The organism is Endozoicomonas sp. 8E (assembly GCF_032883915.1).
Taxonomy (GTDB): Bacteria; Pseudomonadota; Gammaproteobacteria; order Pseudomonadales; family Endozoicomonadaceae; genus Endozoicomonas_A.
On record NZ_CP120717.1, the window covers coordinates 2,829,370 to 2,847,006 of the forward strand.

The window sequence follows — 17,637 nt, forward strand, 5'->3', positions numbered from 1 at the left end:
TCAGGCCTGAACCATCTTAGTCGAAGGTTGTTGTGTCGTCAGGTTTTGTGTCATTCCCTGGTTTGCCGATGGCTCAAACGACGGGCTCTCGCCACTGCGATTGTCGGGCAGGGCGTTGATCTCCTGAACCAGACGCTGGTAGTGTTGGCTCAGTTCTGTGTCATTCAGGCTTGCCATCACAGATCGTTCACTCCGGGCTACACCGTCAACGTCGTCTTTATCAACTTCAGCCAGACTGCTCAGGTAATTCACCAGCCGTTTCCCTCCGCGAATGACCCCGTTCAGAAAGGTCAGGGCTCCATTGTCTTCACTGTCACCCACGGCCAGTGCATTATCTGTGATGTTCTCATTCAGCGAACGCCTGCCACGTGACCGGGCGGTGTCCGAAGGCAACTGTGTCTGCGGCACAGATGTCTCAGGCTCTTGCGCCCGGGTTGAGTTAACCGGTGCTTCGGTGGTGACCGTTACGCGCACTTTCGCAAGCACCTCGCTCATATTGAGCACCTTGTTATTGACGATCAGGCGCTCAACGGTCTCGCCTTCCTTGCTGAAAAAATGTTGCACACGAAGGCTCTGGGGGGCATTGATCGGCTTTGTGCTATTGTCACCGTTCTTCAGCAGGCTACTATTCGGCAAAACAGTCAGGATAAGATCCTCTTCTGCTTTTTGATACTGCAATTTCTGGCAGTGGTGGGTATTAATCTCGAGCTGGTCAGCCGTGCCCGTGGCGTTTGCCAGAAGCCATTGGTTGTTCTCCGTGTCATCACCAGAGAAACGGTAAATAGAGCTTTTTTCATCAATTACATACTGATGGCCGGAGATGGTTTGCTCTGAAAGTGAATAACCAGACTCGAGTCGTTGACCGATCATTTCCTTGCCATCCAGAATGCCGTCATCCAGTTCCAGACTGTCTGGCCAGCCATTGGCGTAGATACCGTCAGGGTCCTGCCAAGTGCCTATTCTCACCAGGGGATCGGCACCGGTCGCCATCATTTCTATCCCTTCAGGCGACGGGAGACGATGGTTGATGATGAGTTTGTCAGCGGCATAACAGTTCAATGTGCGAATTTTTCTTGTTGGCTTGAAGGCCTGGGTTGCCAGAGCAACCCGGCCATCCCGGTAGATGTTTAGAAAACCACTGTCATTTATTGTCATGACCAGGTGCAGGCGGGGGGAGGTTAAAAATGGCCTGACCTTACTATGAAAAACCCTGGCACCCTCCGTTAGCCTGATCTCCAGCTCCCCGGGGTTCAGGCTCAGGCTAATGGCATCAGAGCCGTCAGCCCCGGCAAAATAAATCAGCGTGCTCTCGGCCCATGTTTCCCTGCCAAGGGGTAAGTCCCGGCGAGTCCAGGCCGCCAGGATAAAGCTGCCGCCGGTGACCGGAGGCGGCATCAGGCGAGACAAACCGGCTGGACAGGAAGTCTGGTCACCACTGTCAGTGGCGTTGCGCTGATCCAGCGAACGCCAGCTTGCTGCCTGCACATCCGCAAGGCTGACACCCTCCATACGAACCCGGTTAAACGAAGAGGGGGCAAAGAATAGCTTTACCGAGCCATTTTTCTCTGCATTTTCCAGCGCCAGACTGACAAGGTTATTGCCGGGACCGGGGTGGACACTGGCACCGCTGCTTTTGAGGTGGAAAATATCATTGCCCGAATCGCCGAACAGCCCGGCCCCCGGCTTGACAGTACCCGAGATGAAGAACACGTCATCACCTGGCCCGCCATGTACCGGTGCTGTGATATTGCCAAGCCGGTAAGTGCCATCCAGTCGTTTATCAACCGTCAACCTGGAGTAATAGTAATTTCGAAGTTTTTTGCCGCTAAGCAGCCTGGTTCCGTTGTTGCCCGGAGCAATCGTTGTCAGGCGCCAGATATGCCGTTCCAGACTGTTGATAAAGTGCCCGGTGACCAGGCTGCCATCCTTGCGCTCACAATGGGGAACGTGCTGTAAATGGATGCTGAAAAATAAGTGTCCGGCGTCGTTCACATCCAGACGGGTATAATTTCCGGTCAGTCGCCATTCCAGCTTTTCAGGCTGCACCCCGTGCAATACCAGGGTATTCCCGTTGTCCCGGTCAACGATTTGGGTGCCATTGGCCTGCGGGTAAATAACGTAAATATCCGGCCCCAGGTCGCCAGAAAGCAGGTCAGGCCCCAGGTTCGCCACCATTCGGTCAGCTTTCGGGCTGCCATAATGTCGGTTGTATCCAGCCCCCCCAACCGTGGTGGTGATTGAGCTGTTGCCCTTGATGCGGGGAGAGGAAATCCTGAAAATATCATCACCCCCTCCGCCATCGACGGCAAGCCCAGCGAGGGCCGGAATGCTGAAGATATCGCTGCTATCGGGGCCTTTGAAAACCTCAAAGTTGCTGACACTTAACGACCATGTGTTACGGATGCTCCTCGATCCCGGTCGCCTGAGCGTATAAAACAGACGAGCCTGGATGTTTATCTCCTCAGAACAGGGCCGCGAATCCTTTGCAGGGCAAGAGCGCCTCACTGAGCCTGGCACCACAGACAGGTGGAGCCGGACAAATTCCGGGGCAAGGATTGCCCGGCTCAAGTCCAGCGTGTCTTTACCCGGACCACCGTTAAAATGGAAGGGCGTCGGCAGCTTCAGAAGTAAAAGGGTGTCATCACCCCCTCTGCCATGAAACCTGCGCAGCGAACCTCTGGACATATAAACGTTATCTTTATCATCACCGAAAAAGTTGATGCTTCCCTTCCCGGTGTCCTCCAGGATAAAGTTCCGGACCGTTAAACTATTTTTCAGGCCGACAGTCACAGCACGGCTGACGGGCAAGTTAAAGAGCAGCGTATTGGCACCACTTCCTCCGTCCAGGGAGGTGCCTCTCTGCCAGGGCGCATTGACGATGAGCCGGTCATCTCCATCCCCCATGTCCACCTTGTCGAAACCACCTCCGGTGCTGAAAATATCCGTACCATTGGAGCCAAAGTAGGTATCATTTCCCGAAGTCCCCGCCATCTGGTCGATCCCACTGAATACTGTCTGGTGATAACGCCAGTGGCCGGTTCCATCGGTATTCTGCCATCGGGTCTGGGCGATCCCTTCCGTCACATTGACGTCTATCCCATCCAGTTGATAGGTTGAGGTGATAACCTTGACGCCAAGACTTCTGGAGCGTTTCTGCAGAAGCCGGGTACCGTAAATAACAGAAAGACGCTCGTCGTGTACTAACTGATTGTATCCCTCCTTCCCGGCAATAACGGTCGTATTGCCCATGCCGACAATAAACTGGTTATTGCCTCCCATATCCTTTAAACGATCATGACCTCCCATGCCAATTAATACGTTATCCGTAGACGGGTTGCCCGTCAGCTGATCATTACCCGGACTACCCAGTATGATGGGGATGCCAGAGTATGAGTCTGAAGACAAGTCAAGATGAACCGCCGGCAAAATCAGAGAACTGTTGTATGAGGGAGAGGCACGGCATTGGTCACGAAAATAAGTATCAAAACCATAATTCAGCTCCAGCATGGCCAGGGTTTTCGCCATTGGCTGGCCGGGGAACAGGTCGCTCCATTGCTCCGACTCAGTCCATTTTGACATCTGTTTCATGGCCAATGATGTCTGGCGGCCCTGTTGTTTCCTGCGACCGTCCGCATGGGTTTTAACCAGTTTTAAACCCAGTGTGTGCCTTGGCCTTAGAAGGCTCACACCATGCTTCTTAATGGAGGGAGCTGCACCTTCAAAAAGCAGCTGCTGTTGGCCAAGCCCCAGGGTCAGTTTGCGTAGAGAACCATTCTGTGGGGTACAACGGCCAGAGACGAAACCAAACTCAATCACCAGATTGATATGATGACTTTCCTGGCTGCCAATCCGATGCAGACCAGCGCCCAGTTTTTCCCCCTCATTGGCAAGGCGCTGCAGCCTGGTCTTTTTACGCCATTGCTGCCGGGGAAATTCACCTAAAGGTTTTTCCGGGTAACGGTTTAATAATGCCAACATCGCCTCTGTAGAAAAGCGATAGTCATCCACTCGCTTTCTGACCCAGCAATTGGCTTTGTCTAAACGAACAAAACCCCAGAGGGTGGTGTTCCTCAGGCTGGTCAGGGTCTCAGTCATTGACAGGGAAGCATTTTTGCCCGTCACTTCCTCCCAGTAAATACTGGTATTGGCATGTACCTCAAGGCCGGATAAACCGGGAGTGTGAAAATCAAGCTTCATATGCTTATGTGGCATTGAAGGGTCAACAGCCAGGTTCAGGCTCTCGTCAAAGGGATTGATCGTCAGGCTGGCTATCTGATGGTCGCTGCACCCGTGATCAAAAAATCCCCAGCGAATGACCAGCACTGGCCATTTCCCGGTCGGGGGCACCTGACATTTATGGACGTGAATTCGGTGGTGACCTAGATGGCTGCCAGGACGCAGCATGATGGTGTCTGTGTGAGTGCCCGTGTAAACCTCGTGGCTACCCTGAACCTTACCGTCACCCAGCACCACTGTGTTAAAACCGCTGCGTAACCGGATAGAAGTGCTTCCGCCGATGGCCACCACCGTGTCGTTGCCACCCCTCAGATCCACGGTATTGGTACCGTTGGTGACAATGAAAAGGTTATTACCGTGGTCTCCCCAGAGTACGTCATTGCCAGGGGACCCCTGGATGACCTCTACCTCTATCAGCTGCTCCCCCTCCGACTTAAACCGGTTGGCGAGATCCAGCTTAAGACCTTTTTTTCTGCCAAGGTAAGAAACGGTGTCCGTGCCGGGACCTCCATGCACCCGGTTCAAACCATTACCCAGCAGCGCCTGATCATTACCCGGGCCCAGGGCTATCCAGTTAGTCCCGTTGCCATTGCTGGCACTGACAAAGTCATTGCCGCCCCCGGTATGAACCTCATTTTTACCACCCCACAGGTAAATATTGTTGGGCTGGGCCGTCCCTGTCACGGATACACCTTGCGTCGACCCTACTACATTTTCAACATTGGCAATCGACCCTCCGGTTGCCAGCAGCTGTATCACCGTCGCGTAAAAGATGCTGGGGTCATTGGGCCTGGGCCTTTCTCCGCGCTCTCTCAGTCCGGTCTTGCTGAAATAGTAAAGATCCCCATGGGTTTGCAACAGGTAAGCACCCCGTTCCGAAATATACATATGACCCAGTTTTGTAGGGCCAATGTTTATTTTTTCATGCTCGTAATGGACGTGTTTGGACTTGACTCTGCCAACGTAAAAGTAAGTCTGAAGGCCGTAGTGATCAGAAATTCGTTCTACTTTTGTACGCTTTGCGTCATACCCCGTCAGCAAATATTCGGAGGGTAATTGTTTATCTCGGGTGGCACGATGGTAATCCGCTTTTATCGATGACAGTTCGGCAATGTACATTCTGCCCGGGCGCAGGTTTTGTTCCATGCCATCTCGCGGGTTAGCAGAAAAACCGGACTGATAGCCATCGAGGCCGAAGCGGCCTGAAAGGGATGATTCATCCCCTATTTCCTTACCATCCGGCGCGTCGCGGTTAACTCCATGTTTTTTCAGATATTCAGGAAAAAGGTTACCCCAGTGCCAGGTTTGCAGGTTAACCTCGAATAATGTGTCAGATTTCGTCCAGTTAAGGCGATAGTAATGCGTTTTCGGTTTTATGGAGTAGAATAGAGAGTGCCTTAAGTAAGGAATCTTGATCTCGCTTGGCAAAATCAGGGTGTCATTGCCAGGTCCCCCATAAAGAATCCCCTTGCCCAAACCCGGTTCAAGCCGGTCATTTCCTGAACCACCAAACTGCTTTATGTAGCCAAGGTCGTCTATAAGATAGTCATCATCGGGACCTCCGTACTGAATCCTGCCGTTGATAATGGTGTCTCTACCCGGTCCGCCGTAGCCGAGCCCGTCGTTATATGGCAAACGGAGGATGTCGTTACCTCTGCCCCCATAAGCTACCCCTGACTCACCAATCCAGATATCGTCATCACCAGAGTCCCCAAACGCCGTCCCTGATTTTATGATCCGGATAACATCGTTGCCGTCGCCCCCTTCCGCCAGGCCTTTCTCAAGCGTCAACCGGTCATTGCCTGACCCGCCGTACAGCTCCCCCTCGTCGATGATCAGGGTGTCATCGCCACCCAAACCATAAAATATCTTGTAGCCTTTCTCGCCACGCATGTAATCTTCCAGGTTCGACCCCATCTTTGTACGGCGCCGGTTGACCCGGTCGGTAAAGGCAAGGCCTTTTGTGGTACCAGCCAGTGATCTTTTTTGGGTTACCGACAATTCTTCCAGGTTATCCTCATACTGGCTCTGGTGAAGAAACTCCGTGGCATCGGTATGGTACTCAAACCTTGAAAACCCTTTTTTCTCGAAGTCTTTCGCCATGTTGTCCATGTATCGTGCAAAGCCATCGCCTTGCACTATTGCGTCGAACTCCTGCCGGGCATTGTTGGGCGGCATGAATGCCGCGATAACGGTCTGTATGACAGTGAGCAGCTGGCCGACCAGGTCGGCAATCACACCAAACGGTGGAAAAAAGTCCAGCACCATGCCGACAAGATCCAGGGCAATCGAAATCGCATCCAGGGCGATCATCATTTCGTAATAAGTCGCCTGGGCATCGTTGCCAGACGCTCTTGCATCTCTGGCGGACATCTCATTAGAGGTGATGGAAACAACGGCACCTGCAATACCAATGAAACTGCCTCCCACCGGCACCATCCTGGTCACGACCCTTGAGGCTTTTGCCGCCCTGGTGGTGGTCTTCAAGGTCTTGAGACCAGAGCCTGCGGCATCGCTCCCCTTGATCAGACGCTTGCCACTGCTCACCAGCCAGTGGCTGGTCATCGCCAGGCCATAGACAGAGTTGCCAATCTCCAGGCCGGCCCCGGCATAGGCCAGGTTCCGGGTTTCATCAGGCAGTATGTGGCCGTATTTCTTCAGATTCTCAATGGCCTGGATACCACTGGCAAGCCCTACAATGGATTGCCCCGCGCCAACACCGACTTTGATACGCCCGTATGTTTTGCTTCTGTCCAGCTTATCGAGCATGCGGGTAACTTTTCCGGGCCGCTTCTTCGACCCGCCCCCCGGACCGTTGGCATCAAAGCCACTCCCTCCGGGATGATCTTTGCGGGTCTTCAAGCCCTCCATGAACGCCTGGTTTTTAAGCAGCTGCTCTTTTACATACCGGGTATCGTCAGCACTGTAGCCCGAGTCATTGAGCGAACTGACAACACGGTCAATCACCTGCTCTGGCGTCAGCCCCTGCTGCTCTGTCAGTGTTTGCCGGAATAGATCAAGGAACTTCTTGCGAAACACCGGGCTGTCCTGAATATCCTCGGTGGCCACCGCTGCAAAACGCCCTTGTTCCAGCAGCAGGAAGGCGTCTGCCAGTAACCCCTTGTCACCGGCAGTCTGCCTGATATGGTTGAAACGATCACTGACCTCAATGGCATCCAGGTGCCCGCTGATCCGGTCCATCAGGTCCATCGCCGTCCTGACCGGTCCGGAGCCGTTGCACAGCACGCAGTCTGCATCGGGCAGCCGTGTTGCCTGACCGGCTGGCAAACCCGCCTTGTCCAGTTTCTGCAGGGCCTGCCGGAAATGAGATTCGGTCATATCAACGATGCCGGCCATCTGGCCAAAATCAATATCGCTCCTGAGTGCTGTCAGGCTGTCGGCCACATTCTGGCGAATCTCCCCGGCCAGAAGGCGGGATTCAGAGGAGCCCTCCCGGTTCAGCCTGTGGGCCATCCCGATAAAGCTGGTCAGACGTTCCACCAGCCCGGAAAGCGTCAGCTTGCCCTCTTTAACCGTGAACTCGCTGACCAACGACTCAGGCGACAGCTTGTCCATGCCCTCTGGCAATTTGATCCGCTTCTGTTGCAGGGCCAGGAATGTTTTTGTCTGATCCTCCGGTTTCTGTGCCTGGACGGCTTGCAGCAGAGCCAGTGCTGCCGCGGCGGTCAGCGGACTGTCAGCAGCGCCATTGCCCAGCACCAGCGTGCGTTGCGCTGGCATCAGGTAGGAGGCATCGGCGGTGATTGAAGGGTCGGTCAGCACCCGCATCGTCAGGTTGCCAGAGGTCAGTGAAAACGTCCTTTTCCCGGTCAGGTTCAGCAGTCCATTAAGCCGCTGATAAAGCCCGGTAGAGATCTTTTCAGGCAGGGAACCCAGCGCGCTGATCTCTGCTACAAGTAACTTCCCAGCGATGGTTTCGGCCAGACCTGCCGGAATGGCTGACTGCCGGGCATAGTGCAGAAAATAGTGCAGGAAACTGTCTGCAAACCGCTGGCGGGTGACATCGTCCATCTTGTCAATAACGGCATTGACCTGGCCAGTCATGTCAATGTCTTTCAGTTCCCTGAAAGTCTCATAATGGCGTGCCAGCTGTGACAGGTAAGCCTCAGTGGTTGCAGCGTTTTCACCCGGTTTCAGGGGCTGGCGCAACAGCCTCTTCAGGCCATCCTGTGACTGGGGGGACATCAGTGGGAAAGGATTGCCCGGGCCCGCCGGGGTGATTTTCAGATAGCGCCTGTCACCGTCTGCCATCACCCCATGTCGGGGACTGCTGGCGATGGTTTCAATGGTCTCAGGCTGCCACGGTAAAGCCTGCACAGACCTCTGGACGTCCTGCTGCGGGTGAACAGGCAACTGGAACGGCCTTCCGACCTGCTGTCGCAGTTTTACCGCCTCCTGGAATACGGTGTGTACATCTTCATTCATATTGGCCAGCAGGCCAGTGTCAAAACGCTCCCAGCCCAGCCCCCGGGCAACAAAAGCGCAGGCTTTTTCCAATGCGGCGACCATGGATGCCGCCGATCCAATGGGAGGCAAATTAAGATTGTTGATAACTTTGATATCGCTGTTAGGCAATATGGCCGTTACCGCATCGGTCACTCCCAGGTGTATCTGGCTGGCTGGCTGCCCGTTGCTCCCCAGAACCTGATCCATCTTCCGGTAGATAAAATGAACCACCAGCGACTTCAGGTAATCGCTGATAACGAGCCTTAGCCCGTAATCTTCGTAAATCACCTTTGCCCGATAGGACAGGAAGTTTTCCGCTGCCGCCCGACTTAACCCGAGCAGGTTAGGGTCGAGCAGGGATTCCATGCCGGAGCCGACAGTCCAGAAGGCCCGGTAATCAGCGTCGACCTGCCTGGAGGTGGAGGGCGGGGGTCTATACGAGGCGATGTTATTATCAAGGCCGGGATCTGGAATCAGGGGAGCTGAGGATTGTTTCTCATTGACGACCTTGTTGAAAAGAGTGCGCTCACTGTCACTGACTTTAATTTCTCCTTTAGAAAGGCTGTCCTTTATTGCCTGAATCCTGGCTTTATCATGAAGCTCCAAATACGCCACTGCCCGGCGGTAATCGGCTTCAGTACCTTCAGCTAACAGCAGGTTATGATGGCCTTCGACCAGTTGCCGATAGAGGCTTGTGCCTGAAGGCTTGTCAGCCACCGGGGTCAGTGCGTATTCGCGAGTCAGTCCCAGGGGGCGCGGCTCATCGTCAGGCAGTGTCGCGGTATTGATCCCGAACTGCTGCCGCACCTGCTGGCGCAAGGCTGATAGCGGTCCATCACCGTTCTCAAGAGCCTTCAAGAAACTGGCACCCACCAGGTTCGTCAGGGTTTCCTGGAAAATGAACGGCCTGTTCTTGTCCTTTGTGCCCAGCAATAACAGGACCTGGGCACTGTTTTCCTCATTCACACTGACACGGCTGTCCACCAACGGCCAGTCAGGCCGGGGGCTGATTCTTATTTTAAAAGGGCTGGCATCGGCAATGCCCGCGTCTCTGACGGGTTGCACCAGCGCCTGAAGAAGGTTCGATAAACGTGACTCACCCATCCCCCGGGCAATGAGCTGAATGTCGTTCTGTAATTGCTCTCTGTCAATACGGCCCTGCCGTTCCAGCCTGCGATAAGGCTCCATATGGACAATCAGCCTGATCTGCAAAAGACGGTCTGGCCAGCGATCTGGAAGCTCAACGCGAAAGACCTTGCGGTGATCTTCGCTGTGGATCAGGGCGTAGCCGGGACCCTGGTCAGCAAAAGCCAGATCATCGCGGCGCCCCAGTGTGAAGGTCTTTTGCCCATTGGTGGTCTGAACCCGGGCCTGGTGCCGCCCCATCCCGGTATCGGGAATGAAAGCCATGACCTCCCGGCCCGGGCCTGATGGCAGTGGCTGATTTTTTTGCAGCAGATCAAACCACTCATTGGCTTTCAGGGCATTCATCCGCAACCCGACCGGGTCTGGGGTTTCCAGACCCTTAAGCCGTTTGTGGAAAAAATACTCCGCCAGCAGTGCCTCACCATCAGACGGGGATGACTGGCTGAGCAACCCGAGAAGCGTTTTATCCAGTTGGCTCACCTGCTTCGGGGATAAAGGCGACAAAGTTCGCTCGATCGCATCCCGGTAATAATCCGGGTCAGCCGCTGCGGGGACCCACTGCAGCTGCGTCCGCAAAGCCGCCACTGCCTGCGGGCTGTCAGGCGACTCCTGTCTTAACCGCGACAGCAAACCGGTCAATTCATCCCCTGCCGGGGCGGACAGGGGGCCTTTCTGGCTTTCAATGGCGATAAGAGGCTGATCACCCAGCCGGGTAACCGGTTGCCGCCGGGCGCTGGTCAGGGCGAGGGTTTTGCGGCTGCCATCGGTGACCGGCACATTGTGGCGGGAATCCTCGCCAAGAGGCAGCTGTCCGGGGGCACCCCATTCAGTGCGCACCGCTTGTGCGTCCGTTAAAGCCTTTTCTACACGGCTTAACCAGGTGGACACACCTCGTTGTTCTGCCTCCGTGAAGGCGATGCCCCGCCGGTCTTTCAGGGCATCGGTGAGCACCGCTTCAAGATGCCCGGCCAGGTTATCAATCCCCGCCAGCGCCTTCAGCTCGGTGTCATCGAGTATTGACACGACCACATCCACCGGATCAGCCAGAAGCGCCGGCTGCGCAGCCACCATCCCCCGGCTGACCAGCCCGCTCCAGGCCACCTGCGTTAACAGTGAGCGGAGGTTTCCCAGCCCCGAACGACCAGCGTCGGATAACCGCTCAACCCGTTGGTTGCAATAATACTGAACCCGCTGGAACAGTAGACGGGTTTCCCTATCCCCTACCAGCCGACCAAAGCCGGACAGGGGGTCAGCAATGGCTTTATAAGCAATTCGGACCTGCTGGCGGTTGTTCACAGTCGTTATCTCGCCCGCCGCAGTGACCTTCTGAACAGGGGTATGAGCTGAGGCTGTGGCCTGGACGAGCGACAGGTCGAACCGCTCCCGAAGCTGGTTTTCCAGTTGCAGCAGCGTCCGGGCACGGGTGATTTTGGCCCCCTGCAACCAGCTCATGGCGATGGCTGGCGAGTTCGCCTGATCAGTACTGGCCAGCGCTGCCCGACAGAAATCCTTCAGGACAGAGGCCAATGCCCCCAGGTAATGACTGGTGGAGTGGCGTTGCCCGGCCAGTACCGCCGGGTCAACTTGCAGCACCACGAGTCGGTTGCCACGGGTGTCCCCGCTGCCCCCGGGGCGATAGGGTATCACCCGGTCAGCAGGCGTTTTTTTGTCAAGCCTGACCACCAGCCTGAGAGGGGCAGGGGGCTTCATACCAGGCAGTAGCTGGCTGTCCAGTTCAGTCAAAGTGGCGGGTTTGATGAAGCTGTCGGGGAATCCCAGGGCATTGACCAGACGCTGTCCCGCAGAGGTGGCAATAAAGACTCTCAGCTCTGACAAGAGCCGTTCGGCCTGATTCGCCAGTGGCTGGCCTGGGCGGTAGTCGGCAGGAAGGATCACGGCTATCCTGTCATCCGTGCCCGTCAGCATCCGTAACTCAGAACTGTCCGCTAGCAGCCGGTGGTTTTTCCGGCGGGCGGCAACCAGTTGGTCCTCCAGCGGTTCCGCCAGGTTGAGTTTGAACAGCCCGTTTGCATCTGACGCTGCGTTGTCCAGTTTCAAGCCATACACTGTCTGGCCACGGTCTTTTTTTTCCAGCACCGGGATCAAGGTGTCCCCTTTGCTGTCGTCAGTGCGCGGGTGGGTTCCGCAGCCATCGACCCCACGTCGGCAGCGTTTCTGGTCTGGCGCATCCGGACCCTTGATGACAACCTTTAACTTGCTGCCGCTGCCAGACTCAACCAGCTGGTAGGTCGATGGACCAAACCCGGCTGCATCGATTACCCGGGCCTGCGAATCGGTCGTTGTTTTAAATGTGTCTATGTAGCCAATCAGTTCCCACTGGCCAGAGGCCTGGTGAGTCAGGGCATCCTTCAGAAATTCGATCTGCTGAGGAGTGAAAGCCTTCCTGAACAGGGCTCTGTCACCATCAGGCAGGTTGCGGTCAAACTCATACAGAGCCCTGGCAAAGGTTTGAATACCCGGGTTATCCCGATCCCCCTGAATCCGGTCAAAGAGCTCTTCAAGGCCCAATGAGATTGATTCAGGCTTCTGATTGAACAGCCATGTTATCGTCTGTTTCATGTCATCCTGACTGGCGGATGATCCAGCGGGGCCAGGAGGAAGTGCAGGTGAATCCCGGTTCAGTGCCACAGGCAGGGAATCCCATTGGTAGGCAGTGTCAAAACCAATGGTGTCGCCCAATCGTGCCAGTTTTCCAGCCTCATCAGGCCAGCCTGACTGGAACAGTCCGGCATCAACAGCCTCAACACTCTTGGCCAGCCCCATGACGTAGAACCGACTGACGATGTCGTTAAAGAACCCGTAACTTAGCGAAAGGCTATCCTTCATCCCAAGCTCAATAGTTACAGCGGCATCCCCGACCTGCAACCGGGATTCCTGCAGGGGAATGTGGGGATTTAGTTGCCAGTGGACAGGCCGACCCGCACTCAGGTCGAGCGAGTGCTCCTGCTGGAATTTTTGGCGATAGCTTTCTGGTCCAACGTCATCGAAAGCTTTAATAAACCGCTTGACATCATATTGGTAACGGTTGGGATCCGGCTGCCCGTCCTTCGTGGCTTGCCGGTACAGGCTGTCGTTGTGGCCCGTATCCAGAAACGACCCTGGAAACTGGCTGCTGTGTAACCCGGCGGGCAGTAGCATCCGTTGCAGATTCGGCTCGAGTAATGGCTGTCGAGTCACCGGCTCCAGGGGGTCGGCCAGCATCAATATGCTCCCCTCGTCGGTCTCCAGCCTGAAGCCATGGCTTCCATCTGTGAACGATTTCACACTCCTGATGCGAAAAGCCGACGGTGCCCCAGCCTGATCATCCTGACTGATCTGCCTGTTCACTTCAGCCAGCTGGACTTGGGCAAGGGCACGGGCCAGCGGCTTGATATCTTCCTCCGGATGCTGTGAGCGATATTGGCCCAGTGCTTCCACCACTTTGACACGCTGTAATTCCGGCAATGAGGAAAAGTGCTCCGAAAACTGCGGCCAGTCGACTTTATCCACCCGGGACATTGCCAATTCAAGAAACGCACGGGTAATCTCTGGATCACTGCCCAGCCGGTCCGGTTTCAACGCCAGGCTGAGGCGGCTCTGGAGGTTATCGGGGGTTATCGGGTTTCCGGGCAACAGGCGTTTGACAATGCCGCTTTGACCCGGCAGAGCCAGGTCCAGAAGATAATGGCCATCGGCGTTTCTGGAGACAGGCCAGGCTACGCTGTCCTCTGACATCCGGCCGGTCCAGAGTTCCCGGTATTCCCGGTTATCCGTCAGGGGCAGCGAGTAGTAATCCGGCAGCGTACCGGGCAACAGTCTGGCGCCGTTGGCAAGGCGGTAATCCAGAGCCATCCCCAGCAGGTCTTTGATCCTGACACCCGCTTGCAGGTCCGGGGCACCCGGCTGTGCAAGAACAGTGAGCTTCGCTTCCAGTTCCTTAGTGACCTGTTGCAGGCCAACACGGCTAATGTAGTTACTGAGTGAAGCAACAGCACTGTCGGAAAGGCAGGTATGGATATAATCTGCCAGCCTGACCCCCGGAAACAGGGATTTCCCCCGGGGATCGTCCCCCGAGAGCCGGAACAATAACAGGGTAAATAACGACCTTAACTGAGCATGGATTGCCTTGTTATCGCCTGAGGCCGGATCGCCTGAGACCGAATCGCCTGAGGCCGAAATAACCGCTGTCGCGAAACCTTTGCCAGCCTTCAGGCTGGCCAGCAGCCTCTCCCCTTCAGGGCTGTCACTGTCAGCAAACAGTGCAGCGAACACCGGCTTGCCCAGGTCCTCAAAGGGAAACCTCAGGATGATTCCGGTGTCTGCCCCGCCGGTGGTTTTTGTCCAGTCAATGGACTGCCCTTCAGGGTCTGGCCGATCTGTAAAATATGTCTTGTAGAGCTCGTTGTAATCCTTGTCATTGTCCGGGTGAGTCAGCGTCGAGATTATTTTATCCAGTGCATAAAAATCGGCTTCCAGAGCAAGCCTGTGAGTGTCCAGCTCCTCCAGGGACAGCGGGGGCGTTACCAATTGCAACTTAGGCTGACCGTCGGCAATCAGCCATCTCAGCGTCGTCAACGGTGAACCATTGACGTCTGTCGGACTCTGGCGCTCCGTGCTGTCCGAACCGGCAGTTCGGGAGACAGCGTCGGTTATTCTTTCAAGGATTATCCGGCCAGATGCGCTGTCCCTGGTTACCGTCGCTGTGTCGGCAAGCTGCACCAGGGGAGCCAGCTCCATTTGCTGGCGAACCCTTCTTTCAATATCTTTAACGTCCGGGGGGGCAGGCTGACTGCGATCGTCCAGGTCGTAGCCAGATTTAACCAGGGCAGTAAACACTGGAATCAGGCTGGACAAATGGATCTTTTGACTGGCATTGGGATCAATAATTACCTTTTTGCCGGTCAGTGTTAACGAAACAACGATTTGCTGCTTGCCATCGCTTGCTGTTGGGGCATCAAAAACCAGGTACTGATAATGACCCGGTGTGAAAGCCTCTTCGAATTTTTTCAGATAATCTTTGCCCAGAGGCGTTGCCAGGAAGTTCCTGATGGCATCGGGTAATAAAGGATAATTCGCCCCGGCATAACGAAAGTATTCAGGGGTCACCTTTAACATTATCCCCCTGCTAAGAGTGACACCAGGAAGTCGCTGTTTTAAATCGCGGCCACTATAAAGCGCGTCAAGACGTCTGGCATCTATTATTGCATCCAGTCCATTAATTAATGGTGCGCTCCTCTCCTTCAGATTTTTTTTCAAAAAAGTGCAGCCGTCACTCCCGATGGCCTGGCGCAGAGTCAACGCTGCCCGGTCACCCGGCAGGTTCCTGTGTGTTTTCACCAGTGCTGAGGCAAAGGAGTCCAGGTCTGCTCCGGTGTTTTGACGGTGGTAGTCACGAATCCGTTGAAAAGCCTCTGTCAGCCCGTCCTGATCATACCGGGCAGACAACCCGTACAGAACCCGGGCGAAATCCTCGACGGCTCCGGAAGCAAACTGCCAGTTGTGGTCGGTGCTGCCGATGCCATCCACAAACTGTGTGTACAGGGCGTCTTGTTTGTCTGGAAAAACGGCCAGTGTCAATCCTCTGGTCAGGCCGTAGCTACGGCCAGTGGTGATTGACGGCAATCCCCAGATCGCCCGCAAGTCGTTTTGAGCCTGATTGAGAGCGGCTACATCGGGATGGTTTAACAGGGCTATTGCGAAAAGCTTTCCTATGGAGATCGCTTTACGGTTATCAAACGTCGTGTCTTTTATACCCACTGTCAGGGTCAGCGGATGGTTATTCAGGTGACTCTGATACGGGTGCCACTGGGAGTTAAAGACAACCGTTATTTCCTGACACACACGACCGAGAGACATTCCGTACCCGGACAGTATCTCTGCTGATTTAAGCACCGGTTTAACAAAACCCTTACCTTCATCAGCAGGAAACAGGCCCAGAACTGTATAGAGCTCAACGGGCAGATTAAGCTCTGCCAGCTGTTGCCAGCGGGCATTTGCCAAAGGACGCTGTTGATCCCCGCTGTTTGTCCGCTGAATATCCACGGGCACTATTTTTGGCAACTGCATTTTTGGCAACTGCATTTTTGGCAACTGCATTTTTTGCAACCGCGCCAGAGTATCCCAGGCTGACCCTGACTGCCCGCCGGTTATGGCCCTGAGACTCGCAGTCAGCAGCAACCGGGCCAGTCCGTCCTGCCCGACTGTGTCCAGTGCTTTTTGCGGTCGGTTGACGAAGGAGTGGGTTACATGCTCGAGCTTTGCACGGCTGAGTTGACTCAGACGCTCGAGGATGGAGTGCTGCACCCAGCCCTGATAATGGGAGGTTCCGGTTTTAGCAGTGATCAGGGATTGAGCTCTTTCAAAAAAGATGCTGTCAATGTCCGGGTTTGCTCCCAGTAACCCCGGGTTCTGAACGGATTTTATTATAGAAATCGTGGAAAGGTCGGGGGGGGCAAAACCCATCCTTTTGAGATCAGGCCAGGGCTCTCGAACCTCTATTGTGCCGAGGTAATGGGCTTGACCCTCTTCATCGAAAAAAAAGGAGACACCTTGTTTTGACCCTGAGTTTGAGATATCAACGTAGCCCAGCTTCGGCTCTTTGTTTTTGCCTTGCGGTAATTCGAAAAAATCTCTGCTGTAGTCGGAGGGAATAATCATTAGCCCATGTTCGATACGGTGATCCAACACATTGATAAACAGCAATTTTAACCTGGCTTCCAGTTCCTGTTTGGGAACCTTCCACTCTCTGCCAATGCCTTCCGCCTCAGATCCTATTGTGGCCAGCTCATTGACCGTTTCCTGCATCAGCGAAGCAAAAGCCTGCCAGCTGTAATCCTGGATGGCTGACTTAAGTTGGGTGGCCTCCACATCAGAGATGACTGTCATTAAAAAGTCAGCGGTACCCAGTCTCAGTAGTCCTTCAAGTTGAGTGATCGCTGTGCCTTCAACGCCCAGTTTAAACCTACTGAAACGTTCGGTTGAACTGTCTAATGCCTGCTTGTACAAATGGATGGTAAACATGGATTTCAGTAAATCAGAATTCAGGCTCAGTCTTTCTGAAATAACAGAGGCCTTATACTGGCTCCACTGAAAAACTTGCCTTAAAAAGTCATTTTCATTTGGGGTAATAAGAATGGGAATATGGGAGGTTATATCCCCAATCCCGACAAGATCGACCCCAATATTGACCTGAATATGATAAGGTAATGACCCTGCCCCTATGGCCTCAGGCAGCAATGAAATTTTATTGTTTTCAGATCCATCAATGCTGGATAGCCTGAAATTTTGTAAGCTACCTTTTGGATTATCTCCAAGTAGCTCCTGATTATAAGCCTCAACTAAATCACCTACGGTAGAACCACCCTCAGGTATTTTTGCTATAACAGAGACCAACGTATTGATAGCACGACATACATCTGAAGATTCACTGAGATAATCCGAGAGCGGTTTGGGTCCGGTAATGATTTCAATGATAGAGCGACCATCACTGTCATCAGTAGACAGGAGCAAGCCAGGATAACCAGGGCTAACAACCTCATCAGGACTTAATGGAGTGCGTGCCAGCTTTTCTCTCGTTTCAGCATCCACACCTGCGACATCGCACTCTATTTCAAGGCCGATCCGTCCTTTGCGACTTTCTACAGGGATTACATGGACATCTACAAATTTTTTCTTCTCTTGTAATGCCTGAATGCGAAATCTACGCAGCATTCTTTTCCGAATGGTTTCATAATCCCTGCTGTCTCCTTTTAGCAGATTTGATGCAACAACATAACGAGCCATCAGGCT

General features: G+C 54.3%; 1 protein-coding gene (only partly in view). It reads right to left on the minus strand.

Features of this window, described 5'->3' with window-relative positions; translation table 11 throughout:
- Positions 1 to 17,637 carry the 3' portion of a TcdA/TcdB catalytic glycosyltransferase domain-containing protein gene (locus tag P6910_RS09160; protein WP_317145968.1) on the minus strand. 10,353 nt of this gene lie beyond the right edge of the window, so the window shows 17,637 of its 27,990 coding nt (coding positions 10,354–27,990); the start codon falls outside the window, past its right edge; its stop codon occupies positions 1 to 3.